This is a genomic window from Vibrio sp. 10N.261.51.F11, assembly GCF_041471665.1.
In the GTDB taxonomy this organism is placed as follows: domain Bacteria; phylum Pseudomonadota; class Gammaproteobacteria; order Enterobacterales; family Vibrionaceae; genus Vibrio; species Vibrio crassostreae_C.
In genome coordinates, this window is record NZ_JBFROW010000025.1 from 123,362 (window position 1) to 147,819 (window position 24,458).

Below are 24,458 nucleotides of genomic sequence, written 5' to 3' on the forward strand. Positions count from 1 at the left end.
AGCCCTTTTCTATAAATATAGATTATTTACAAGGCTAAACAATACGGCTAGGTATTCGATGCCGTCATAAAGTCTCTGATTTGCTTGCGGTAGTCAGATAAACGGTTTGGTGTCATTAAGTTGCGTGACTCATCCAACACGTTTCCGCCCATATCGTCGGCAATTTTCTGCGCCGCACTCAGCATCACATTGAAGTTTTGATCAGCTTGACCATAACAAGGCAACGTCATAAAGAACGAAATACCTTTAGTCGTGAAGTCAGCAGGATCATCATGTTCTAGCGTTCCTGGCTGCATCATGTTTGCAACGCTGAAAATAACCTTTGGTGCATCTGTAGATTGTGCAAAGCAGTGGTAGATAGACATCTCACCATAAGTTAAACCGTTGTTCTCCATGCTGCGGAAAAGTTCAGTACCAACGAATGGGATCTCTCCAGCACAGTGAACATTAAGAACGATCACTTCTAAACCAAGTTCTTCATCTGGTTTTGCTTCTTCAACAGTCGCACTTTGCGGAGTCACGACTTCTTTCGCTACAACTGGCTCTCTTTGAGTAAGCGTTTCGTTTGGAACGACTGGCTCATCAACTGTTTCAGAAGGCTCTTCAAACGAACCGTACTGCTCTTTAAAGCCGGCATGGTTTTCTTTTTGCTCGTCAGTCAACTCAAAGCTTGGAACTTCAGGCTCAACGACCTTCTCTTCCTCAATCACTTCAGGTTCACTTTCAACCTTAATTGGGTCTTCTACGCTGAAAGAAGGAAGATCATTTAATTCGATATCATCTTCGTAAGCTTCTTTCGCTTGTGGCGCTGTTAGCGGGTCTGAGTCGATCAGCGGATCAGTATCAGAGGGTGAAACAGCAAAATCCGGCTCTTTACGTTCTTTTCGGATTATCTCAAAATCATCTTCTGGGGCGAATGAACGATTTGGAATAGTTTCGGCTTCATCTAAGCTGTCGTTATCAAGCTTACCGAGCGGCTTATCTCCAAACTTTGCTTTCCCTTCTTTTTTACTCGTCCATAGACCATGGAACAATAATGCGGCGATAGCTAATGCGCCAACAATAATGAGTACAAATCGCAATTCCTGCATTTTTCGCTCTCAGCTTTCTTAGTCAACTAGCTATAAACACGCTGTCACTAAGTTGGGTTAATTTGGCTAATCTCACTACTCTATCAAAAGTAGCCACTGTTTTAGAACAACTTAATACAATTAGTTCCTTACATGGTGTGATTTTCACCACGCTTTTTTTCTTAATTTCGGTCGAGTACACTAGACATGTTTGCTATTTAACCAAATTCACATGTGACCTAATTTAAATATGACTATTGAATCTGTTCCCCGCTCCGGCTTTGGCTATTTTATTTTCGGAATAAAAATCGCTTTATCACCGAGCATTCGTAAGTTTGTACTAATGCCACTTATCGCGAACGTGTTACTCGTTGGTGGTGCCTTGTTTTATATCTTCTCCAACCTAAACACTTGGATTGAAGGTTGGATTGGTGCATTGCCAAGTTTCTTGTCGTGGTTGTCATACATTTTATGGCCATTACTTGTGTTAACCGTCTTGGCCACATTCTCGTATTTCTTTAGCACGCTCGCTAACTTCATTGCCGCACCGTTCAACGGTTTACTCGCGGAAAAAGTTGAAGAGTTGTTGAGCGGTAAAAAAGTTAATGACGATGGTTTACTTGATGTCCTCAAAGATACCCCACGTATATTAGCGAGAGAATGGCGCAAGCTTGTCTACATTCTGCCAAAAGCGATCGGTTTATTCCTACTTTTGTTAATTCCAGCACTAGGGCAAACCGTTGCTCCGTTTTTATGGTTCATTTTCACAGCATGGATGTTAGCGATTCAATACGCCGACTACCCGTTCGATAACCATAAAATCAAATTTGATGACATGAGAAACAATTTGAAACAAAAACAAGGCAAGAGCTACAGCTTTGGCGCGCTTGTTTCTGTGTTCACCACAATTCCAATTCTAAACCTGATCGTAATGCCCGTTGCCGTTTGCGGCGCGACGGCAATGTGGGTTGCTGAGTTTAAAGACCAAGCTCTGCGTTCTCGTCTATAATTCTCGTCTATTACCCCGCCTATACTTCCTAGTTTCGCCTATCTTTTTGAAGTTCTGATTTCAATAAAGATAGGCGTGAATTCTGCTACATATCTATATGATATAACTTTTTAATCCTTTTACCTTTTTTTCAACTTGTTTAATCTAAATTCAAGCTGAATAAACATCGTAAGACACTAGACGGTAAAGTGATTGATATACTACGTTTAGTTCTGTCATTAAATGAAGGAATATCGCATGAGCAAGATCTACGAAGACAACACCCTAACGATTGGTAACACACCTCTAGTCCGCCTTAACAAAGTAAGCAAAGGTAACGTCCTAGCTAAGATCGAAGCTCGTAACCCAAGCTTCAGTGTTAAATGTCGTATCGGTTCAAACATGATCTGGGAAGCAGAAAAAGCGGGTACGCTTAAGCCAGGTATCGAGCTTGTTGAACCTACCAGTGGTAACACAGGTGTTGCACTTGCATTCGTAGCAGCAGCACGCGGTTACAAACTAACGCTAACTATGCCTGAATCAATGAGCCTAGAACGTCGTAAGCTGCTTAAAGCGCTTGGCGCAAACCTAGTGCTGACTGAAGCACCAAAAGGTATGAACGGTGCGATTGCTAAAGCAGAAGAGATTGTTGCTTCAGACCCAGACAAGTACCTACTACTTCAACAGTTCAACAACCCAGCCAACCCACAAATTCACGAGCAAACGACTGGTCCTGAAATTTGGGAAGCAACAGACGGCGAAATCGACGTGTTTGTAGCGGGTGTTGGTACGGGCGGTACTATCACAGGTACAAGTCGTTACATTAAAGGTGAAAAAGGCAAAGCGATCACTTCAGTAGCGGTTGAACCAGCAGAGTCTCCAGTGATTGCACAGGCACTTGCAGGTGAAGAAATCAAACCAGCTCCACACAAAATTCAAGGTATCGGTGCAGGTTTCATCCCTGGAAACCTAGATTTAGAGATTATTGACCGTGTTGAATCGGTAACTTCTGAAGAAGCGATCGAGATGGCTCAACGCCTAATGAAAGAAGAAGGTATTCTTGCTGGTATCTCATCTGGCGCGGCAGTAGTAGCAGCGAACAGAATCGCCGAACTACCTGAATTTGCAGGAAAAACTATCGTTACTGTACTACCAAGCTCTGGTGAGCGTTACCTAAGCACAGCCCTATTTGCTGGCATCTTTACGGAAAAAGAGAACCAACAATAATATGTGGTCAAATCAATTTTTCGTCCAAAAAAGCCCCGTTTAGGGGCTTTTTTGTTGATCCCTGCCCCACCTTTGGTAATATCAAGTCTGTTTTATTTTTCGCTTCAAAATAAAAGAAGCAATAAACAAATTCTGAAAGTCATGAGTACTCAGCAAAAGACGACCATGGCTGGATAAAAATTTATAACCAGTCTAAGTTCTAACACGAACATGGCGTACTAGCCTCTAGCGCATTTGGGCTAAAGCAGTTAAGCTAATCTGGTTACAAACTTACAAAAAATAAATTAATTGGGGTATATAAAATGTACGAGAAGCAAGTAGAAATCACAGCAGAAAACGGTCTTCACACTCGTCCAGCTGCACAGTTCGTTAAAGAAGCAAAATCTTTCGACGCTGACATCACAGTGACTTCTAACGGCAAAAGCGCTAGCGCGAAAAGCCTGTTCAAACTACAAACTTTAGGCCTAGTAAAAGGTACTAACGTTACTATTTCAGCTGAAGGTCCTCAAGCTCAGCAAGCAGTAGACCACCTAGTTGCTCTTATGGATCAACTACACTAATACGGTCTCCTTCTTTCAAAGCCATTTTGCATAGCAAAGTGGCTTTGTTCGAAATAGATAGGAATAAGCGCGACATTAGTCGACGACTTAAAGTCACACACTCTCCCGTTTACAGTTGAACAACTAAGGTAAGGCTATGATTTCAGGCATCCTAGCATCTCCTGGTATTGCTTTCGGTAAAGCACTACTACTTCAAGAAGATGAAATTGTCCTAAACACTCAATCTATCTCTGACGACCAAGTTGAAGCAGAAGTACAGCGTTTCTTTGACGCTCGTAACAAATCTTCTCAACAGCTTGAAGTTGTTAAGCAAAAAGCACTTGAAACTTTTGGCGAAGAAAAAGAAGCAATCTTTGAAGGCCACATCATGCTGCTTGAAGATGAAGAGCTAGAAGAAGAGATTTTAGCACTCATCAAGAAAGAAAAAATGCACGCAGACAACGCGATCCACACTGTGATCGAAGAGCAAGCTGTTGCACTAGAGTCTCTTGATGATGAGTACCTAAAAGAACGTGCAACTGATATCCGTGATATCGGTACTCGTTTCGTTAAAAATGCTCTAGGCATCAACATTGTATCTCTAGCAGATATCAATGAAGAAGTTATCCTAGTAGCTTACGACCTAACGCCATCTGAAACTGCACAAATCAACCTAGACTACGTTCTTGGTTTCGCTTGTGACATCGGCGGTCGTACATCTCATACTTCAATTATGGCACGTTCTCTTGAGCTTCCAGCTATCGTTGGTACTAACGATATCACTAAGCAAGTTAAGAACGGCGACATGCTTGTGCTAGACGCGATGAACAACAAGATCATCATCAACCCTTCTGAAGCTGAACTAGCAGAAGCTAAGAAAATCAAAGCAGATTTCGAAGCAGAAGCGGCTGAACTAGCAAAACTAAAAGATTTACACGCTGAAACTCTAGACGGTCACCGTGTAGAAGTTTGTGGCAACATCGGTACAGTAAAAGACTGTGACGGTATCCTGCGTAACGGCGGTGAAGGCGTTGGTCTGTACCGTACTGAATTCCTATTTATGGACCGTGACGCGCTTCCTACTGAAGAAGAGCAATACGTTGCTTACAAAGAAGTAGCAGAAGCAATGGAAGGCGAGTCAGTGATTATCCGTACTATGGATATCGGTGGCGACAAAGACCTACCATACATGGACCTTCCACAAGAGATGAACCCGTTCCTAGGCTGGCGTGCAGTACGTATCAGCTTGGATCGTCGTGAAATCCTACGTGACCAACTACGTGGCATCCTACGTGCATCTGCACACGGTAAACTACGTATCATGTTCCCAATGATCATTTCTGTTGAAGAGATCCGTGAACTGAAAAAAGCAATCGAAGAGTACAAAGTTGAACTTCGCGCTGAAGGCCTAGCTTTCGATGAAGAAATCGAAATCGGCGTAATGGTTGAGACTCCAGCAGCTGCTGCAATCGCACACCACCTAGCGAAAGAAGTATCTTTCTTCTCTATCGGTACTAACGACCTAACGCAATACACTCTTGCGGTAGACCGTGGTAACGAAATGATTTCTCACCTATACAACCCACTATCTCCTGCTGTTCTTACAGTAATCAAGCAAGTGATCGACGCATCACACGCTGAAGGTAAGTGGACTGGTATGTGTGGTGAGCTTGCTGGTGATGAGCGTGCAACGCTACTTCTTCTTGGTATGGGTCTAGATGAGTTCTCTATGAGCGGTATCTCTATCCCTAAAGTTAAGAAAGTAATCCGTAACTCTAACTTCGCTGAAGTTAAAGCTATGGCTGACGAAGCACTATCTCTACCAACAGCTGCTGAAATTGAAGCTTGCGTAGAAAAGTTCATCGCTGAGAAAACTCAGTAATCGCCAATCGCTTAATAACGTTAGACGGCTAAAAATAGTCGTCTAATTTGTTAGATTGGTATAGTATATTCTACAGAATAAAACTAAACGTTAGGAGCATGACACAATGGGTCTGTTTGACAAACTGAAAAAGCTTGTATCTGATGACAGCGCTGATGCTGGTGCAATCGAAATCATCGCACCTCTTTCTGGTGAAATCGTAAACATCGAAGATGTGCCAGATGTAGTTTTCGCTGAAAAAATCGTTGGTGACGGCATCGCGATCAAACCAGCTGGCGACAAAATGGTAGCTCCAGTTAACGGTACTATCGGTAAGATCTTCGAAACTAACCACGCATTCTCTATCGAGTCTGACGACGGTGTTGAGCTTTTCGTTCACTTCGGTATCGATACTGTTGAACTTAAAGGCGAAGGCTTCACTCGTGTAGCTGAAGAAGGTCAATCTGTTAAAGCTGGTGACACTATCATCACTTTCGACCTAGCGCTTCTAGAAGAGAAAGCGAAATCTACGCTTACTCCAGTTGTTATCTCTAACATGGACGAAATCAAAGAGCTGAACAAGCTTTCTGGTTCTGTAACTGTTGGCGAAACTCCAGTTCTTAAAGTAACTAAGTAATCTCGATTACTTATCTGCTTTAATTAAAACGCTACCTAAGGGTGGCGTTTTTTGTGCCTGCTATATAGTTCTAATGCCAGATTACCAGCCGCTTTGGCCTTATACCTAACAACTACAAATCCCCTTCTTCTTTGGGCCTCTCACGAACAGAGATCCCTGACATCTCGCTCGGTTCGATTCTGGGATGACGATTAAACACTATGGTTTAAGCCTGAGTGATTGTTACTCAAACCGACCTCTTCTATACAGTTAGCTATAGAGTCACCAATACCCAACTCCCGTCATTCCCTACAGTGAGGCACGAACGTGATAGGGAATCTCGCTTTCCAATCAACTACCAACACCACAACTCCCCTCTCTTCTCCAAATTTCAGGCAATAAAAAACCCAGCCGAAGCTGGGTCTGTTTAGCGCTCATCTCTCACCACGAGCTAATTTGTGGAAGCCTAACGTCAACACTATCGGTCAACGTGGCTTTTCAATCGATTAACCTAGTAGGCTAAGTGCCGAGTTCGGTGCTTGCTTCGCTTGAGCAAGAATCGAGCTTGAAGCTTGAGAAAGGATCTGAGACTTAGTCATCTGAGTCGTTTCTTTCGCGAAGTCGGTATCTTTAATACGGCTCTTAGATGCGTTAACGTTCTCGTTAATGTTGTCTAAGTTGCTGATAGCGTGGTCGAAACGGTTTTGGAAAGCACCTAGCTCAGCACGGTGACTGTCTACATACTTAAGGGCCGCATCGATTACTGCTACAGACTCTTGTGCGCCGCCAACAGATGTTACGTCGATAGTATCAACCGTTACGTCTTTAGCTGCTTGAATACCTAGCTCGCCCGCAAGACCGCCAGAGAAAGACACATCGCCGCTCACTTTGTTGTTGCCTGTGAACATTTGTAGCTTGCCGTCTTCAGTAACAGACGCTTTAACAGAATCTTGTTGACCGTTGATGTAAGTCGCTAGCTCTTCGATGTCATCACCCGCTTTTGCGCTGATGTCGATTTCTTGTGCTTGGCCGAAGTTGTCAGTGAACGACAGTTTTAGGTCGTTAGAGCCCGCTTGAACGTTCCAGTCTTTGTCTTTCGCGTTCTCAGTTTGGTAGCTCTTACCACCCATCTGAGCGTTATCAGAGCGCATGTCTTTCAGTTGAAGCATTACAGCTTCACCGTTATCCGCACCGATTTGGAATGATTTAGTACCGTGAGTACCGTTAAGCAGCTTGTTACCACCAAAAGACGTCGTTTCCGCGATACGGTTCAGTTCGTCGTTCAGTGCTGTTACTTCTTCTTGAATCGCTACACGCTCAGATTTTGAGTTTGAGCCGTTTGAAGATTGTAGAGACAAATCACGCATACGTTGCAGGATGTTAGTCGTCTCGTTCATTGCACCTTCAGCAGTTTGTGCAATTGAGATACCGTCGTTCGCGTTACGTACAGCAACATCAAGGCCACGACTTTGAACGTTCAAACGGTTCGAGATTTGTAGACCCGCAGCGTCATCTTTTGCGCTGTTGATTTTTGAGCCAGAAGCTAGACGCTCCATTGATGTTTGTTGTGCGCTGTTTGCATTGTTTAGGTAACGTTGCGCTGTCATCGCTGAAACGTTTGTATTTACATTCACTGCCATGGTGACTTCTCCAATTGATTTTCCGGTATAGCGGTTTCCGACGTCTCGGAAAACCAAGTAGTTATCTCTAAGTTACTTTTAATAACGGCGTGATTGGCGAAACCTTTAGGAAAAAAACAACAAATTTAAAGAAATAGCGGTAAAACAGAAGAAAGCGTGACTGGTCGTAAAATTATCGAAAAAAGATGAGAAAATCGCTAAAGTTGCCGGGAAGTCAGTCGAGTGAGAAATTGTATTTTTATTCGCCAAAAAGCACCGGCCAAGCTGAAATGCTTTTATAAGATTGTAGGTAATTCATTAACCTAATAACGTTAAAGCTAGATTCGGCGCTTGCTTGGCTTGAGCGAGTATCGTTGTGCTCACTTGCTGCAGTATTTGTTGCTTGAGCATTTGAGTGGTTTCTTTGGCGTAGTCGGTATCTTTGATTCGACTGTTTGATGTCGCCAAATTCTCATGAACGTTTTCAAGATTGTTAATGGCATGATCAAAGCGGTTTTGCATTGCCCCTAATTCAGAGCGATGGCTATCGACATACTTCATCGCCGTATCCAAAATAGAGACGGCGCGCTGAGCACCACCCACATCCGTTACATTGATGTCATTAACTGACTCGTAATAGCCCGCTGACATCGAAAGCTCACTGGCTAATGAACCTGAAAAAGAGATGGTACCCGCGGTATCTTCACCTGACATATAAATCTGAAGTTGTCCGTCATCATTAACAGAAGCCGATAAGAGATCCGTTTGACCATTAATGTAAGTCGCCAACTCTTCGATATCATCGCCCGCTTTCGCATTAATGGTGATCTCTTGAGGCTGACCAAAACGATCCGTAAACGACATCGTCATATCATTCTGGTTTGATTTCACTTCCCATGAATCACTGGCCATGCCATTAGCAACGTAGCTAAAGCCGCCCATGTTGATGTCATCAGTACGCATGCTTTTCAAACCAATCTGCACAGCTTCGCCCGAACTGCCGCCGATTTGAAACGAGGTGTGCCCAAAACTGCCGTTAAGGAGTTTTTTACCACCGAATGAAGTGGTTTCGGCAATTCGATTCAGCTCGTCATTTAACGCGGTGACTTCTTCTTGAATAGCGATTCGTTCCGATGAACTATTCGAGCCGTTACTCGCTTGTAGGGATAAGTCTCGCATGCGCTGCATGATATTAGTGGTTTCATTCATCGCCCCTTCTGCAGTCTGCATAATGGAGATACCGTCGTTAGCATTTCGAACAGCAACATCAATGCCACTCATCTGTGCTTCTAATCGATTTGAGATCTGTAAGCCAGCCGCATCGTCTTTTGCACTATTAATACGGCTCCCTGAAGCTAAGCGCTCCAAAGATTGGTTCAGCATGTTGTTAGCATTAGAGAGGTTTCTCTGGGCCACCAGCGCTGAGACATTTGTATTAACAGTTATAGCCATAGACCTTCGCTTACAAAAAGATGAATAAAACTCACGATTGCTCTTATATCGACCAGTTCATATAAAGCTTTAATAAAAAAGGAGCCCTGAGGCTCCCTTTCTTTGCTGCAGATGAGGTGATTTACTTAATCGTTAATACACTCAACATGTCAGTTGAAGGTGCAAAGTAGTAAGCGCCAGTCACTGCTTTGGTAAAGCGAAGCAGTTGGTCTGTTTTGCCATCTGTTGTGCCGTACATGCTCTCTAACATCGCATCGAAGTTATGACGAACGTTACAGTAAGCAATGAACAATAAGCCGTGGTCGCCCGTAGCAGTACCGTAAGGTAGACTGTGGCGAACAATCTTAAGCCCCTTGCCTTCTTCTTTGATATCCACACGGCCAACGTGAGACGCCGCAGGAACATCATCTAACTCAATTGAATCAGGTTTAGTTCGGCCAATCACTTTCTCTTGTGCCGATACATTCAAACGATTCCAAGCTGGCAGGTTATGCACAAAACGCTGCACCATTACATAACTACCACCAGCGAATTCACCCTCAGGCACAATAGCGACTTCAGCACGTTGTGCGTCTTTCGGGTTTTCAGTGCCATCAACAAAGTCTGTCATGTCACGAGAGTCTAGGAAGCGATAACCATAAGTTTCATCAACCACTTCAACATCAGCTGCTACTTCAGATAGCAATTTACGCAAGATAAAGAAGTGCAGATCATGTCGGTTTGAATGACAGTGAATCAGAACGTCAGACAGTGTGCTCGGTGCTGTGATATCACCTTCACCCAGCACAGGGAAGTCGATCAAATCAGCGGGCGCTGCTTGCTCGAACCTATCCCAAAAAGCTTTTGAGAACGCAACCGATGCCGTTAAGTTCGCATCAGGCTGAGTTTGGTTTAGTTCGTCGATTAGAGTCGGAAGCTTTTGAATTTCTGCTAGTACATTAGCAGTATTAGCGTTCACTTTAAGTTGAACGTAAAGCGCGAAAGGCCCAGCTTCAGGCAAAATAGCACTTTGAACGTTAGGCTGCTCATTTGAAACATTAAGCATAGATTATTCCTTCCAGTTTTAGCTTCTAAGTATAATTGTGAATGGGACAAATGTTTTGATGAGAATCAGTCTTCGAGCTCAACCACTTTAAAGCAATCCCTTGCAGCATGGCTATTGGTTAGATAAAGCGCTAACCACAGCAGCAACAATAGGGTGATGCCATTTGACCAACGGAACCATCCGTTATCCAAATAGATTAAATAAATCGTATGGGAGCCCTGTGCCAAGATAGCCATCATGGTAACCCAACGTCCCCATGACACGACTTTGTTAAGGCGCTTTCTATCTGGCGATCTTAGCCCAAATAACCACATCAGCAGCAAACTAGGCACACTCAACGCGATCCCGACATAAAACATCTGATGGTCTGGGTAGATTATCTCAAGAATATCGGTTCCCGATTCTCGGCTTGCGCCTGCAACAATGAAAACGACCAAGGCTTTCGCAAGAAACAACCAACCTAGCCAGAGCAAGATTGGAGCTTTCAAAAAGCCGTGCTTGTCGTATTGTTCTATGGAGTACCGCACAAATCTCACTTTCACTTATTTTCAAACCAACACTTTAACGCAAATCATTCATACTTAACTAGCTTTGCGTTATCTTAGTAGCCAATCCGTTTTAATTGTCGAACTCAGTATGAAAAACAAAACTAATACGTCCTCTGTTGAATCTCAACAGGAAGCACTGAAGATAGCCAAAGCGACTCAAAAGCCAGCTCAAACCAAAGAACAAACTAAACTGATTGCTCAGGGTATCGAGAAAGGCATCGCACTGTACAAGAAACAGCAAAAAGAACGCAGCCGCCAAGCCGATAAAGCGAAGAAGCGCGTACAGAAAGAAAAACAGACTCAACAAGCTAATCAACACCAAGAAGACACGATCGAAACAAGTGTTGAAACACCATCAAATCACGCCACTAAACTGCCGTGGTTACTACTGTTCGCAAGCTGGGTAGGCTTCGCGATTTATTTGATGCAATAGCAGGGTAAACGTATGAAAAAGGAATTAGTCGCTTTGGCTATGAGTGGCATGTTACTCGGGTGTACCAAACCCACATCAACGCCTCATAGTAAAGCGGACAAGGTACAAATGGATTACCACGGCCTGATTAACATCGAGCAGTGTGAGTATAAAGGGGAAATCACTGGCAGCGAAGGTCATTGGTACAGCTACTTGTTCTTTCCCAATGACACCCTGATTCAAGGTGCGATGAATGAGCTTAAATCGAATGCCATTGAGCTAGGCGCAGACACCGTCATCTTTACCCTACCCCAAGATTTCAGCACTTCCGTGACTATGCTTGGTACCGCCTACCTGTGCGAGTAAGCAACTAAAGCGGCATATCGATATGCTTTGATTTTATGACACCCAAAAGAAAGCCAGCTTTCGCTGGCTTATGCACTAAATCCAAGGCTTGTTGCTATATCGCCTTTACGCTGGATAACCCATTGACTGTCAAATGGCCCCCAGTCGGATAACTGGTAATAGCCATCATTATGACGTCGCCCATCTTGAACAAACATAAGTTCGATACCGATCCCCGGTAACGCCTTGAGTACATCTTGAATAGTACGACGAGGCCACCCCGTTTTTTCGATGAGTTTAGGCACATTTGGCCTATCAAGGCTTTCCACTAACAATGCTAAATATAGCCGCCTTGCAAAAACAGGACTCAACTCCATTGACACCTCCTATATATGTGCAGCTCAATTATTTCTTTTTTCGCTGACAACATGTTGAGGCTGATCAATAAGTCTCCAATAGTGACATTTTCTTACGCTTTTTTTTCACTCTATGAAATATTCATCACTCTATTTTGTCTGAGTTGCTGCTTCCTGATAGGATTCAACTCATAACAATGAAATAAAATCACTCAAAGGAAGAATAATGACTATCACCATGTTTGGTATCCCAAATTGCGACACCATTAAAAAAGCAAAGAAATGGCTCGAAGCTGAAGGTATCGAGTTCGAATTTCACGATTATCGCAAACAAGGCATCACAGAAGAGCTAGTAACAAGCTTCTGCTCTGAGCTAGGTTGGGAGCTTGTGCTAAACAAACGTGGTACGACTTATCGCCAACTTTCTCAAGAACAGAAAGACACCCTAACAGAAGAAAAAGCGGTGACTTTGCTTGTTGAACAACCTGCCATGATCAAGCGCCCAATCTTAAAAGTTGAGGGGAAGCTTCACATCGGATTTAAAGCCGACCAATACGCGGCTATTTTTGCTTAGATCGTTGTATTTACATAGACAGACAACAGGACGTTGATCAGTGAATCAGCGCCTAAAAATTAATGACTAGACGTTTTATTTAAACAAGGAATTCAAGGATGACAGATAGCCCAACTTTGGCTCTGGCAAAAGACCTAATCAGCCGTCAATCGGTAACACCAGAAGATGCAGGCTGCCAAGACCTGATGATTGAACGCTTAAAAGCACTCGGTTTTGAAATCGAAGTGATGGTATTTGAAGATACGACCAACTTCTGGGCTCGTCGTGGTACTGAAGCGCCTCTGTTTGCTTTTGCTGGTCACACTGATGTGGTACCTGCAGGCCCAATCGAACAGTGGAACACTAAGCCATTCGAACCGACTATCGTAGACGGTTTCCTACATGGCCGTGGCGCTGCTGATATGAAAGGCTCTCTGGCTTCAATGATTGTTGCCGTCGAGCAGTTCATTGCCAAACACCCAGACCACACAGGCTCAATTGGTTTCCTGATCACTTCAGATGAGGAAGGTCCTTTCATCAACGGTACTGTACGTGTTGTTGAAGCATTAATGGCGCGCGGTGAAAACATCGATATGTGTATCGTTGGTGAACCATCGAGCACTGAGTTCGTGGGTGATGTCGTGAAGAACGGCCGTCGTGGCTCTATCACTGGCGACCTAACGATTAAAGGCACACAAGGTCATGTTGCCTACCCTCACCTAGCAAACAACCCAGTACACAGCTCTCTGCTTGCTATTAATGAGCTAGCAACAACTGAGTGGGATAAAGGTAATGATTACTTCCCGCCAACCAGTTTCCAAATTCCAAATGTGAGTGCGGGTACTGGTGCTTCAAACGTGATCCCTGGTGAGTTTAATGTTCAGTTTAACCTACGCTTTAGTACAGAGTTAAGCAACGACATCATCGTTGAGCGCATCACAACGACACTCGACAAGTATGATTTCGAATACGACCTAAGATGGACATTCAATGGCGACCCGTTCTTAACAGACGCAGGTTCACTGCTTGATGCTATTGTTGATGCAGTGGGTCACGTCAATGATGTGAAACCAGCACTGCTAACGACTGGCGGTACATCTGATGGTCGCTTTATTGCACGTATGGGCGGACAAGTGGTTGAACTAGGTCCTGTTAACGCAACGATTCACAAGGTTAACGAATGCGTGAAAGTGGCGGATCTAGAGAAACTAACTGACATGTACGAAAGAACATTAGTGAACCTATTCGCTAAATAGTCTTTCATCAGCGATTCATAGCATCCAATTATTGAGAGACTCGTTATGACACCAGAGCAGCTTACCGGACAATCAGATTCTCATCTAGAGCCTAGCCTGATCGGCACCAAGACCTTCTTGGTCCACAGTGAGGTTAAGAATGACCTGAATAATTTGATTGAAGCTGCTCAGCTCGCTGGTTTTAAAATGGAGATTGCCAGTGGCTTTCGCGACTATGAAAGGCAATCTCTGATTTGGAACCGTAAGTTTTCTGGCGAAGCTCCGATATTAGATTCAGAAAGCCAACCTCTTGATGCTTCAAAACTGACCGAACAACAAAAGCTATCGGCTATCCTGAGATGGTCTGCGCTTCCCGGCGCGAGTCGTCATCATTGGGGTTGTGACTTCGATGTCTTTGCTCGTAACCACTTACCTGAAGGCATACATCTGCAATTAGAACCATGGGAATACCTTACTGGCCACCAGCAATCGTTTTACCAATGGCTATCAGTTCATGCTGCACAATTTGGTTTCTTCTTTCCTTACAGCCAAGATTTGGGTGGTGTGGCGATCGAACCATGGCATATCAGCCATCGCAAAGTATCGGAGTCGTGTTTATCACAGTTATCTCCGACTTTACTTGGCAAGCAACTCCAATCTAAGCCAGTATTAGGGTATGAGATTATTATGGAGCAGCTAGACGAGATCTATGCACGCTTCGTAGCGAATATCAGTCATTAGGAGCGCTTATGTTGGAGTGGCTTACAAACCCTTGGGTTATCATCATCATCGTAGTTAGCGTTGTTGTGGGTAACATCGCAGCGCTCAAACAGACAGCCAATATGGATCTGACGGGGCGTGGTAAAACTGAGCGAGATTTAGATAAGCTCAATCGCTTGGATAAACTTAACCAAGAGAAAGCTGAAAAAGAAGAATCCAAAGACAATAAAGACGCATAGCCTTTTGCTTTGGCTAATCAGCTTGATTGACCAATGTAGCCTGATGACAACGAATACAATAAAAAAGAGGACACAGTGTGTCCTCTTTTTTATTTGCTTTTGCTAATCACAAGGCTGATTTAACTCAGCTTGTGACGGCTTGAATGACTACTCAGCTTTCGCTTCTTTGTCATCTTTGGTTTGGTCAGCAATATGCGCTAATACCGGAACCATAGACTTAAGCAGCTCTTCTTCTACTGGCTTACCTGATGCATCCGTTACGTTGATTGACGTACGGTTGCCAAGGTCACCAAATAGGAAGTTGTAAGTGCCTGGCGCTAAGTCGATAGGCTGTAGGCCAATTTCTTCCCAGAACTCATCATCTGGTGCTGCGTACTTCGCCTTCACCGTACCCTGAGATTGATTGCGTTCTTCAAGCTCAAAGCCCATTTCAGGCAACAAGTTAGGCAGACGCTGCCAGAATACATTGTATGGCGTACGAGCAATAATCACAGGGAAACCACTACGGTCAGCACCCATTGAAATTGGAATACGCTTCACCAACTCTTGCGCTTTCAGCGCCGCTTCAGCACGAAGGTTTTCATCGTACTTAGCCATAACTAGGTTGGTCAGGAACGCGTTGTAACGCTCTTTATTGGTTGCCGTTACTGTTTTCTCTTCAGTACCTTCACGCCAATCAATCAGATTAATCTTGAAGCCATGACGGTTGTTTGCTTGGAAGCGAGAGATAGAGTAACGACTACCAATCTCTACGTCTTCATCTTCAGAAACCCAAGTTACCCAATCGGTCTCAATCTCATTCTCTGATTGCTCACGAATACCAATACCACGTTGAGCCAGCATATCTACAGCCGTTTGCCACACGCGGTCTGCCTCTTCTGCGCGAAGAAGCCATAGTGTCACTTCACCGTTTTGACGCTCAGCACGAGCACCCGGGATCAGTTCAAGAACCTGTTGCGGTGGACGAATATCCACTTCACGACCAGTACCACCACTGAATTCACCGCTTGGGATGTCAAAATTTGGGTAGAACTGAGGCTGAGCATCTGCAGGCAATTGCCATTGTGAAAACTCAGGTGTTTCTAAGTATTCGAAATCATCTTTGGCTTGGCGACGTTGAGTCGGGTTGCCAGAACATGCTGTAAGAACGAAAACAGCCAGTGACCCAATCACTAGCTGGTGAGAATACTTCATTTATACTCCTAAATGCCGAAGGTTCGCTTCGGCATCACTTCATACGTTTTAGTAAATGCACGCTTCAGTCATTGCTTGAGCAACAACAGGTTGAGCTGGCTCTGACAGTTCAGTCAGCGGTAGACGTAAGCCACCTTCAGCAATCAGACCCATTTTATGAACCGCCCATTTTACGGGAATAGGGTTAGACTCAACGAACAAATTCTTATGTAGAGGCATCAAACGCTCATTGATCGCTTCCGCTTCTTCAAACTTACCTTCTTTTGCTAGCTTGAACATGGTTGCCATATCAGCGGCTGCAACATTGTTCGTTACAGAGATCACGCCATCGCCACCACGCTTAACAAATTCTAGGCCTGTTAAGTCATCACCACTTAGTAAGATAAAGTCTTCGCCACAAAGTTCACGGTGAATTGCAATTCTGTCGAGATCACCCGTCGCATCTTTCAGTGCAACGATGTTTTCGATCTCAGCAAGACGAGCAACCGTTTCTGGCAACAAGTCTACCGCAGTACGACCTGGAACATTGTATAGAATTTGTGGAACGTCACTGACTTCAGCAATCGCTTTGTAGTGTTGGTACAAACCTTCTTGAGTCGGTTTGTTGTAGTAAGGCGTTACGCTCAGGCAACCAGCAATACCAGAACCATTCAACAAACGGCTGAATAGAACAGATTCATGAGTTGCATTTGCACCTGTACCAGCGATAACGGGAATACGACCATCAGCAAATTCAACGATCTTGTTGACGACTTTGACATGCTCTTCAATAGTGAGTGTTGAAGACTCACCTGTTGTGCCAACCGCAACCAGACCATCACTACCTGCAGCAATATGGTGCTCAACTAACTTTTTAAGGCTGTCGAAATCCACTTCACCATCTGTATTAAATGGCGTAACTAGCGCAACGATACTTCCTGAAAACATGTCTATCTCCCTTAATTTATTCTTTTTGCATGTTACTGTAAGCCAATCAATAAACACAAGACATTAAAGTGGCTTACCGGCAACATCTGCATTAAATATTGTCGTATGTTTGAGGTAAAACGACTTCTAACGGCGTTCTACCTAGAATTTGGGTAACCTGCACTCAATCTAGCGGATAGCACATCACTGGATGTCAGTAACAAGTAAGCTGTGCTCTCATCGCTCTATCTCATTTTTTAACGCGCTCGATATTCTTATCATTGGTTGCATGTTCGAAGCAAGGTCGCACATAAAAAGCCCCGCACGCACGCTTATTCCACGAGCTAACTGTGCTAACATGCATGAATCAATGGAATATAAAGAGACGTGATTTTATGACTCAACATCTAGTAATCACAGCTGTGGGCACTGATCGCCCAGGTGTATGCAACCAAGTGGTTCATTTAGTCACCCAATCAGGCTGTAACATTATTGATAGCCGTATCGCCCTGTTTGGCGAAGAATTTACGCTTATCATGCTGCTGTCTGGAAAGGCAAACAACATTACCCGCGTTGAAACCACCTTGCCCTTGCTTGGACAAGAGCACGACTTGATTACGATTATGAAGCGAACCTCAACTCATGATGTTATTGAGAACTCTTACACAGTAGAGGTGTTCGTTGAGTCAGACGATAAAATCGGACTTACTGAGCAGTTTACCCAGTTCTTCGCAGACCGAAACATCGGCCTCGATTCGTTAAGTGCACGAACCATCAATAAATCTAAGGTTCAACTCGACAACGACCAATTCCATATCTCTATTACCGCTTCTGTGCAATCAGAATGTAACTTGATGCAGCTACAAGAAGAATTCGATTCGCTGTGTCAGAGCCTATCAGTCCAAGGCTCGCTCAACTTTATCAAAAACAGTCTTTAAAAAGGAAATGTCATGAATACGCTAACGGCTGGTGTTCCAGCACCTGCTTTTTCTCTTCCAGATCAAGATGGCAATATCGTATCTCTTGGTGACTTCAAAGGTAAAAAAGTACTTTTCTATTTTTACCCTAAAGCAATGACTCCAGGTTGTATTGTGCAAGCGGAAGGCCTGCGTGATATCAAAACACAGCTTGATGACCTAAACGTGGTTGTTCTAGGTGTGAGTGTTGACCCAGTAAAACGTCTACCAAACTTCGTTGAGAAGAAATCTCTAAACTTCACCCTGCTATCTGATGAAGACCACAGCGTTGCTGAACAGTTTGGCGTTTGGGGCGAGAAAAAATTCATGGGTAAAATCTACGACGGTCTGCACCGTATTAGCTTCCTAATTGATGAAGAAGGTCAGATTGAACATGTCTTCAACAAGTTCAAGACTAAGACTCACCACGAAGTGGTTCTAGATTACTTCAATCAAGAAGCTTAAGGGCGATTTGAGTGAGTTAATGACTTAGATTCATCACTTTCTAAGGCAATAGCAACACTCATTAAGCTAAGAGCAAAAAGGCCGAACATCATGGATGTTCGGCCTTTTTCTATAACAAGATCAATTACTTTTGATGTTCGGGGTCATCGTCTAATGCGTGACTCGGTAAGGCATTCCAAACCGCCTTAACTAACGTTGCCAACGGGATAGCAAAGAACACGCCCCAGAATCCCCACAGTCCACCAAACACTAACACGGCAACAATAATGGCCACTGGGTGCAGGTTCACCGCTTCAGAGAAAAGAACAGGAACGAGCACGTTACCATCTAGCGCTTGGATAATACCGTAAGCGAGAAGCAACCAGTAAAACTGAGGTTCTAATCCCCACTGGAACAAACCGACAATCGCGACAGGAACGGTCACAGCCGCCGCACCGATATAAGGAATCAGTACCGAGAAGCCAACCGCGACAGCCAGCAGAGCTGAATAACGCAGATCCAGAATCGCAAAGGTCACGTAGCTGACACCACCGACGATCAAGATCTCAAGGACCTTGCCGCGAATATAGTTCGAGATTTGTTGGTTCATCTCAACCCAAACCTTGGTCGCTAGACGACGGTTTTTAGGCAACACGCCACTCGCCATGCTGATCATCTCTTCTTTATCTTTTAATAAGAAGAAGATCAGCAGCGGCACAAGAATCAAGTAAACCGCAAGCGTAGCCAAGCTCACAAGAGAAGCCAAAGAACCTTTAACAACACTTTCACCAAAGCCTAATGCTTTGTTTTTCGCGTTAGACACAATCGATTCAACGATCTGCAAGTTTGCTAACTCAGGATAGCGCTCAGGAATCGTCGCGATGAACTTCTGTAAGCCGCCATACATACTTGGAATATCATTGATGAGGTTACCCACTTGCTCCCAAATGGTAGGCACTAAACCAAACAGCGCCAGCAACATCAGGCTAAAGAACATCATGATCACCAACATCACCGAAGGCGTTCTTGGAACACCGAGTCTTTGAAGTTGGGTAACAGGCCACTCAAGCAAATAAGCCAACACAATTGCAACCAAGAGTGGCGCAATTAGGTGACCAAAGAAGTAGATCGTAATAAAGCCGAAGAGAATGATGGCAACCAAACTGACAGCATGGGGATCAGAGAAACGTCGTTTATACCAACGATTGACCATTTCAAGCATCTGACTGCAATTCCTTTTTAGTGACGAGGAGATGATGGTAATTAGAGCAAACCTCAGTGATGACGTCATAGGCTTGCTTAGACAAATAAGTAACAATATCTTTCATCGAACTGTTATCAGACACATAAATTGACAATGACTGCCCTACTTCTAACTTTACACTGTGACGCTTGGCTAATAATAGCGCCATTGGACAGCGCTCTTGGCGTAAATCTAGAATATTAGGTGTCATTCTTGAGCTCGATGCTTATTATAAGGGTCGTATTGTAATCTGTTTTTGAAAACGCGCCATCATTCATTCATCCTCCTTCATGATAGCGCACGCACTTGGCAAAGGTTAAATCAGATAAAGAACCAATTTCCATTGCACTTGTCTTACTGTCAGAAGAAACGGAGTATTACTGACTAATATGTTTAAACGCGCTCGCTCAATTGCTTGCTTATGCATCGCAGCTACATTAAGCACCCCAACTATGGCGAATACCAATAGTTTGGAGCTACCAGATATCGGTACCGCTGCTGGCGGCACACTCACTATCGACCAAGAGCTTATCTATGGTGATGCCTACATGCGCATCATCAGAAGTAGCCAGCCTATCGTAAACGACCCAGTTCTAAATCTATATATTGATACTCTTGGCCATCGTCTGGTCGCGAACGCAAATGATGTAAAGACACCTTTCCAGTTCTTTATGATCCGTGACCGCAACATCAACGCCTTTGCTTTCTTTGGTGGTTATGTTGCTTTGCACTCAGGTCTATTCCTGCATGCACAATCTGAAAGTGAATTAGCTTCTGTATTAGCGCACGAAATCGCGCACGTAACCCAACGTCACTTAGCGCGTAGTATGGAAGACCAAGCGCGCCGCTCTCCAGCAACCATTGCAGCGCTAGCAGCCTCTGTATTACTGGCAATTGCAGCTCCTGAAGCCGGCATTGCAGCCCTAACGGCAACGACTGCGGGTAATATGCAAAGCCAAATCAACTACACCCGTAGTAATGAAAAAGAAGCCGACCGCTTTGGTATCAGCACGCTAGCAAAAGCTGGGTTTGATGTGAATGCGATGCCACGTTTCTTTGGCCGTTTAGCTGATGAATATCGCTATGCGAGCACACCACCGCCAATGCTACTGACTCACCCATTACCAGAAGACCGAATTACCGATTCACGTGCTCGTGCTCGTAGTTACCCGCCACTGAAACTGGCTCCCTCTCTGGACTACCACCTAGCAAGAGCCCGCATTGTTGCGCGCTATGCTGGCATTAATAATGATGCTGCTCTTGATTGGTTTGAGCGTCAGCTAAAGAAAGCCCCTAAAGCTTTGGTTCCGTCATTAGAATATGGCCAAGCACTGGTTTACCTAGACTCTAAAAAATTAGACAAAGCAGAGCCCATCCTGAACAAGCTGATTAACAGCGATCCAACCAACCTGTTTTATCTAGATGCTATTTCGGATCTGCACATCGAGAAGAAGCAGCCTGAGATTGCGATTAAAGAACTTAAATCGGCACTGGTTCGTCAACCAAACAACCCGGTTCTGACCATTAACTACGCCAACGCACTGATTGAAAATGAAGATCTTCAAGAAGCGGTTCGCGTATTGCAGCGTTACACGCACGATAACCCGAATGACACCAATGGCTGGCACTTACTTTCAAAAGTAAATACGAGCCTTGGTAATAGCGACGAAGAACTGGCTGCTCGTGCAGAAATTTTGGCACTGCAAGCCAACTGGAACAAAGCGATTCAGTACTACACGCAAGCAAGCCAAATCGCAGAATTAGGAAGCCTAAAACAAGCACGCTACGACGCTCGAATTGATCAGCTAATGATTCAACGAGAGCGCTTCTTGTCGCTACAATAGAGTGTTTACTGGTAACGCTCGTTGCCAGTATAAAAAGAAAGCTCAACGTTACACAAAAAAAAGAAGTCACCTATGGTGGCTTCAGCTAAACAATTAAATCAAAAATAATAATGAGGAAGAACCATGTCTGTCGTGATTTATCATAACCCACGCTGCTCAAAGAGCCGTCAAACTCTAGAAGTGCTTCAGGAAAACGGCGTACAGCCAGAGGTAATCAAATACCTAGAGACTCCGTTAACAGTTGAACAGCTGAAAGTACTGTTCACTCAGCTTGGTTTTGACAGTGTTCGCGACATGATGCGCACCAAAGAAGCGGACTACAAAGAAGCAAACCTTGGTGATGCTTCAGTCACTGATGAAGATCTTTTCGCCGCGATGGCAACCAATCCAAAACTGTTTGAGCGCCCAGTCGTTGTCGCGAACAACAAAGCAAAAATTGGTCGTCCACCAGAGCAAGTGCTAGAGATTCTGTAATCCAATATGAGCATTAACATTCTTGTTCTTTACTACAGCCGCCACGGCAACACACAAGCTCTAGCAAGGCAGATTGCACGAGGGGTTGAGTCTATCCCAAACTGTGAAGCCATGTTAAGAACGGTGAACGACGTGTACACGGTAGAAGAGCAGCCTGATTCACGCTATCAACCAACCGATCCTATTGCCTCGTTACAAGAGCTTCGATCTTGTGATGGTTTGGCGCTAGGCAGTCCGGTTTGGTTTGGTAACATGGCCGGGCCAATGAAGCACTTTTGGGATAGCACGACATCAATGTGGATCAATGGTGATCTCATCGATAAGCCAGGTTGTGTATTTACCTCTTCTTCATCATTGCATGGTGGTCAAGAGACAACACAACAAAGCATGATGTTGCCCCTGCTTCATCACGGCATGTTAGTCGTGGGCATCCCCTACTCAGAACCGGCGCTGCACACAACTCAAACTGGTGGTACGCCTTATGGTGCAAGCAGTACTGGAGAGAGCGCTTCACTTAGCAAAGAAGAGATTGAGTTGGCGCAAAACCTAGGTAAACGCCTAGCGCGCATCGCAATAAATCAGAAGGGAATTTCTCAATGATGTATATGCCAGAGAAGGCTATGTCTCCCAAAACCAAGCTATTTCGCTACCTTGCTTTAGCGGGCAACTTGTCACTGTTATTCTGGGTGGTGGCTTGGCAGATGACGCTTTCACCGCACCCTCATCTCAGTAATATCACACTGGCGATTGCTTGGGCTATCCCGCTGTTATTGCCATTACCGGGCATTTTAGCAGGAAAACCTTATACGCACGCATGGGCAAATTTCGTCTTGATGCTCTATTTCCTACACGCATTAACTATCTTGTATGTAGACGATGGTGAACGTTTATTAGCGGCTGTAGAACTGCTTCTGACGACTCTAGGTTTCGCGGGCAATATCTTATTTACTCGCTTTAGAGCCAAAGAGTTAGGCATCAAGTTGAAGCGCCTTTCCGAAGTAGAAAAGAGAGAGAAAGCTAAGTTCGAGCAATAATATTGAGCCCATGCTTTTAAACTGACCGCTTACAAACAAAAAGCCCTGCGAGATTGCTCTTGCAGGGCTTTTTTCAAGTTTTCATTTCAATCAGTCATGTCAGCTGACAATTATGAGCGAACCCACTCGTATACCAAGCTTGGCTTAGCATGTACTGGCGCAGTGATGGTTAGATCTTCTGTACTAGAATCCTCTAACGTTGCGTCAGGCGTATTCGTTAGCTCAGCATCCTCAGATATCTCGTTGCCCTTAATCACTTGTACGCCTGAGTCAGTTTCGTCACCAACGACTTCAGCAGCGTCTGTTGAATCATCACCTACAGACATTGTGTTGTCTTGAGTTTCAAATTCAGGGCTCACTTCAGGCTCAATGTAAGATTCTTCAACCTTCGCGACTTGTCGAATACTTGCTACTTCTTGCTCAAACTCTTGTTGAGTCGACAATAAGTGAATTCGGAAAGTGACTTCGTTGTTCTGAATCTTCAGAATATCTAGGCTTGCCACCGAGTTTAGACGCTTAAGTGCGTTCTCTAACTGGAAGAAGTCTTGAGCATTATTCAGGCTAATAAACTGCGTTGAAATCGATTCTGATGACTCACTCGCTACCGTCACAGCACTTTTTCCTGCGTAGTAGTTACTGATTTGGTCAACTAACTTCTTAGAAGTCGTGTCGCTGTTACCCGATAGTGAACCACTTACAGGCGATGTTGGTGCACTCGTCAATTGACTTGGCTTTTGATCGTATAGAGCCCAACGTAGGCCTGAAGATTGAGCCTTTATCACCAACACAGCATCAACAGGATAACGCTGACTCGCTTTACTGATTGGCGTAACAAAGCTACCCCACAAATCAGAAGTCGCAATACCCGTAATATCGTCAAAGTCACCCACAGGCAGCGTTAGAGGCAAGCCACGCTCTTTTGCGTTAGCTTGTAAGCTAGCTGCTAACTGTGAGTTAGAGTGTTCCCACACGATATTCTTGTCGTAGTTGTCCTCTTCCACCAGCCAAACAAGGATGTTTGAACGCGTGTCAGGCCAGTACGGTAACTGTGCTTGAGTCAATAGCGAACGGATTTGAGCACCGTTAAAACGCATACGCAATGTTGAGTGGTCATTGCTTTCACCAAAACTCATTTGAGACATGTACTGCGAACTCTTGCGCATCGCCTTTTGAATCGTCTCATTCGAAGCGACATCAGTTTGGCCGGTCGCACGTATCAATACCTGCTCCATACCTGTATTTCTTGCCACTTGTTCTGGCTGTTTGTCTTCAGCGTTAATCGCAACTTCAGCACTAAAAATATCTACTTGAGTTAAGGCATAACTCGGAGAGGCTAATAGTCCCATCAACAACAATGCTATGTAGCGCATACTGATCCTAATATTCAAATCTTGTGCCTAGATGATAAGCAACTATGGATTGAGGGGCAAGGTCGATAGCGCCCACTGTGTTTAATAACCACAAAATATCACCTGGCCATGATAAATCGCTCACTTATAAACTGAATTTCTAGGGCTTAGATGGATATAAAACATCAC

The 24,458-nt window shown here is 44.3% G+C and carries 28 protein-coding genes; 17 read left to right on the top strand and 11 right to left on the bottom strand.

What is annotated here, in order from left to right:
* Positions 1-47 precede the first annotated feature (47 nt).
* The gene (zipA, locus tag AB4351_RS08710) at positions 48-1,091 is read right to left on the bottom strand and encodes a cell division protein ZipA (RefSeq protein WP_372125661.1); all 1,044 of its coding nucleotides are present in this window, start codon (positions 1,089-1,091) and stop codon (positions 48-50) included.
* 229 nt (positions 1,092-1,320) lie between these two features.
* On the opposite strand from zipA, the gene cysZ reads away from it, so the two are divergent.
* The 5 genes from cysZ (at position 1,321) to crr (ending at position 6,322) form a co-directional block, all read left to right on the top strand.
* Entirely contained in the window at positions 1,321-2,079 is a 759-nt protein-coding gene (cysZ, locus tag AB4351_RS08715; RefSeq protein ID WP_029235129.1) for a sulfate transporter CysZ, read from the top strand.
* Between the two features lie 237 nt (positions 2,080-2,316).
* Entirely contained in the window at positions 2,317-3,285 is a 969-nt protein-coding gene (cysK, locus tag AB4351_RS08720) for a cysteine synthase A (RefSeq protein WP_017061934.1), read from the top strand.
* 302 nt (positions 3,286-3,587) lie between these two features.
* The gene (locus AB4351_RS08725) at positions 3,588-3,845 is read left to right on the top strand and encodes an HPr family phosphocarrier protein (protein ID WP_004734263.1); all 258 of its coding nucleotides are present in this window, start codon (positions 3,588-3,590) and stop codon (positions 3,843-3,845) included.
* A 136-nt stretch (positions 3,846-3,981) separates the two neighbouring features.
* Positions 3,982-5,706, top strand: a complete 1,725-nt coding sequence (gene ptsI / locus AB4351_RS08730) for a phosphoenolpyruvate-protein phosphotransferase PtsI (protein ID WP_372058934.1) — start codon at positions 3,982-3,984, stop codon at positions 5,704-5,706.
* 106 nt (positions 5,707-5,812) lie between these two features.
* Positions 5,813-6,322 carry a PTS glucose transporter subunit IIA gene (gene crr / locus AB4351_RS08735; protein ID WP_004737851.1) on the top strand — a complete coding sequence of 170 codons (510 nt, stop codon included), beginning with the start codon at positions 5,813-5,815 and terminating at the stop codon, positions 6,320-6,322.
* A gap of 485 nt (positions 6,323-6,807) precedes the next feature.
* On the opposite strand, the gene AB4351_RS08740 is transcribed toward crr, so the two are convergent.
* From AB4351_RS08740 to AB4351_RS08755, 4 genes are all read right to left on the bottom strand, one after another.
* On the bottom strand, positions 6,808-7,941 hold the full coding sequence (locus AB4351_RS08740) for a flagellin (RefSeq protein ID WP_102300543.1): 1,134 nt from the start codon (positions 7,939-7,941) through the stop codon (positions 6,808-6,810).
* A 297-nt stretch (positions 7,942-8,238) separates the two neighbouring features.
* Positions 8,239-9,372, bottom strand: coding sequence for a flagellin (locus tag AB4351_RS08745; protein WP_017063389.1), 1,134 nt, complete (start codon positions 9,370-9,372; stop codon positions 8,239-8,241).
* 121 nt (positions 9,373-9,493) lie between these two features.
* On the bottom strand, positions 9,494-10,417 hold the full coding sequence (locus tag AB4351_RS08750; protein WP_017060695.1) for a Dyp-type peroxidase: 924 nt from the start codon (positions 10,415-10,417) through the stop codon (positions 9,494-9,496).
* A 65-nt stretch (positions 10,418-10,482) separates the two neighbouring features.
* The gene (locus tag AB4351_RS08755; RefSeq protein WP_017060696.1) at positions 10,483-10,944 is read right to left on the bottom strand and encodes a DUF2919 domain-containing protein; all 462 of its coding nucleotides are present in this window, start codon (positions 10,942-10,944) and stop codon (positions 10,483-10,485) included.
* A gap of 109 nt (positions 10,945-11,053) precedes the next feature.
* Here AB4351_RS08755 and AB4351_RS08760 point away from each other — a divergent pair, with 109 nt between their 5' ends.
* Both AB4351_RS08760 and AB4351_RS08765 read left to right on the top strand, forming a co-directional pair.
* The gene (locus AB4351_RS08760; RefSeq protein ID WP_372125663.1) at positions 11,054-11,398 is read left to right on the top strand and encodes a DUF2956 domain-containing protein; all 345 of its coding nucleotides are present in this window, start codon (positions 11,054-11,056) and stop codon (positions 11,396-11,398) included.
* A gap of 12 nt (positions 11,399-11,410) precedes the next feature.
* Positions 11,411-11,743 carry a DUF4156 domain-containing protein gene (locus AB4351_RS08765; RefSeq protein ID WP_017071060.1) on the top strand — a complete coding sequence of 111 codons (333 nt, stop codon included), beginning with the start codon at positions 11,411-11,413 and terminating at the stop codon, positions 11,741-11,743.
* A 68-nt stretch (positions 11,744-11,811) separates the two neighbouring features.
* Here the strand turns inward: AB4351_RS08765 and AB4351_RS08770 are convergent, their stop codons facing one another.
* Positions 11,812-12,099, bottom strand: a complete 288-nt coding sequence (locus AB4351_RS08770) for a helix-turn-helix domain-containing protein (RefSeq protein ID WP_004734273.1) — start codon at positions 12,097-12,099, stop codon at positions 11,812-11,814.
* Positions 12,100-12,304: 205 nt separating this feature from the next.
* Between AB4351_RS08770 and AB4351_RS08775 the strand changes: the two genes are divergently transcribed.
* From AB4351_RS08775 to AB4351_RS08790, 4 genes are all read left to right on the top strand, one after another.
* Positions 12,305-12,652 (top strand): ArsC family reductase, encoded by a 348-nt coding sequence (locus AB4351_RS08775; RefSeq protein WP_017060699.1) that lies wholly within the window; start codon positions 12,305-12,307, stop codon positions 12,650-12,652.
* A gap of 98 nt (positions 12,653-12,750) precedes the next feature.
* Entirely contained in the window at positions 12,751-13,887 is a 1,137-nt protein-coding gene (dapE, locus tag AB4351_RS08780) for a succinyl-diaminopimelate desuccinylase (protein WP_017060700.1), read from the top strand.
* A gap of 45 nt (positions 13,888-13,932) precedes the next feature.
* Entirely contained in the window at positions 13,933-14,607 is a 675-nt protein-coding gene (locus AB4351_RS08785) for a M15 family metallopeptidase (RefSeq protein WP_017063385.1), read from the top strand.
* 8 nt (positions 14,608-14,615) lie between these two features.
* Positions 14,616-14,825, top strand: coding sequence for a DUF2897 family protein (locus tag AB4351_RS08790; protein WP_019821638.1), 210 nt, complete (start codon positions 14,616-14,618; stop codon positions 14,823-14,825).
* A 147-nt stretch (positions 14,826-14,972) separates the two neighbouring features.
* Here the strand turns inward: AB4351_RS08790 and bamC are convergent, their stop codons facing one another.
* Positions 14,973-16,019: an outer membrane protein assembly factor BamC gene (bamC, locus tag AB4351_RS08795; protein ID WP_065585103.1), complete on the bottom strand. Its 1,047-nt coding sequence runs from the start codon at positions 16,017-16,019 to the stop codon at positions 14,973-14,975.
* Between the two features lie 48 nt (positions 16,020-16,067).
* Complete coding sequence (gene dapA, locus AB4351_RS08800; RefSeq protein ID WP_017060704.1) at positions 16,068-16,946, bottom strand: 4-hydroxy-tetrahydrodipicolinate synthase; 879 nt, start codon at positions 16,944-16,946, stop codon at positions 16,068-16,070.
* 374 nt (positions 16,947-17,320) lie between these two features.
* On the opposite strand from dapA, the gene AB4351_RS08805 reads away from it, so the two are divergent.
* Positions 17,321-17,863: a glycine cleavage system protein R gene (locus tag AB4351_RS08805; protein WP_017060705.1), complete on the top strand. Its 543-nt coding sequence runs from the start codon at positions 17,321-17,323 to the stop codon at positions 17,861-17,863.
* A gap of 12 nt (positions 17,864-17,875) precedes the next feature.
* Positions 17,876-18,346: a thioredoxin-dependent thiol peroxidase gene (bcp, locus tag AB4351_RS08810; protein ID WP_017060706.1), complete on the top strand. Its 471-nt coding sequence runs from the start codon at positions 17,876-17,878 to the stop codon at positions 18,344-18,346.
* A 124-nt stretch (positions 18,347-18,470) separates the two neighbouring features.
* Here the strand turns inward: bcp and AB4351_RS08815 are convergent, their stop codons facing one another.
* Together AB4351_RS08815 and AB4351_RS08820 are read right to left on the bottom strand one after the other, a co-directional pair.
* Complete coding sequence (locus tag AB4351_RS08815) at positions 18,471-19,547, bottom strand: AI-2E family transporter (protein ID WP_017060708.1); 1,077 nt, start codon at positions 19,545-19,547, stop codon at positions 18,471-18,473.
* Positions 19,540-19,779, bottom strand: coding sequence for a sulfurtransferase TusA family protein (locus tag AB4351_RS08820; RefSeq protein WP_017060709.1), 240 nt, complete (start codon positions 19,777-19,779; stop codon positions 19,540-19,542). Before AB4351_RS08820 ends, AB4351_RS08815 begins: the two co-directional genes overlap by 8 nt.
* 178 nt (positions 19,780-19,957) lie before the next feature.
* Here AB4351_RS08820 and AB4351_RS08825 point away from each other — a divergent pair, with 178 nt between their 5' ends.
* The 4 genes from AB4351_RS08825 to AB4351_RS08840 all read left to right on the top strand — a co-directional run bounded on the left by AB4351_RS08825 (position 19,958) and on the right by AB4351_RS08840 (position 22,920).
* On the top strand, positions 19,958-21,412 hold the full coding sequence (locus tag AB4351_RS08825; protein ID WP_372125664.1) for a M48 family metalloprotease: 1,455 nt from the start codon (positions 19,958-19,960) through the stop codon (positions 21,410-21,412).
* Positions 21,413-21,535: 123 nt separating this feature from the next.
* Positions 21,536-21,886 carry an arsenate reductase (glutaredoxin) gene (gene arsC / locus AB4351_RS08830; RefSeq protein ID WP_017060711.1) on the top strand — a complete coding sequence of 117 codons (351 nt, stop codon included), beginning with the start codon at positions 21,536-21,538 and terminating at the stop codon, positions 21,884-21,886.
* A 6-nt stretch (positions 21,887-21,892) separates the two neighbouring features.
* Positions 21,893-22,486 (top strand): NAD(P)H:quinone oxidoreductase, encoded by a 594-nt coding sequence (wrbA, locus tag AB4351_RS08835; protein ID WP_017060712.1) that lies wholly within the window; start codon positions 21,893-21,895, stop codon positions 22,484-22,486.
* On the top strand, positions 22,483-22,920 hold the full coding sequence (locus tag AB4351_RS08840) for a DUF2069 domain-containing protein (RefSeq protein WP_372122445.1): 438 nt from the start codon (positions 22,483-22,485) through the stop codon (positions 22,918-22,920). Before wrbA ends, AB4351_RS08840 begins: the two co-directional genes overlap by 4 nt.
* Positions 22,921-23,030: 110 nt before the next feature.
* On the opposite strand, the gene AB4351_RS08845 is transcribed toward AB4351_RS08840, so the two are convergent.
* Entirely contained in the window at positions 23,031-24,290 is a 1,260-nt protein-coding gene (locus AB4351_RS08845; RefSeq protein ID WP_372125666.1) for a DUF2066 domain-containing protein, read from the bottom strand.
* Positions 24,291-24,458 lie beyond the last annotated feature (168 nt).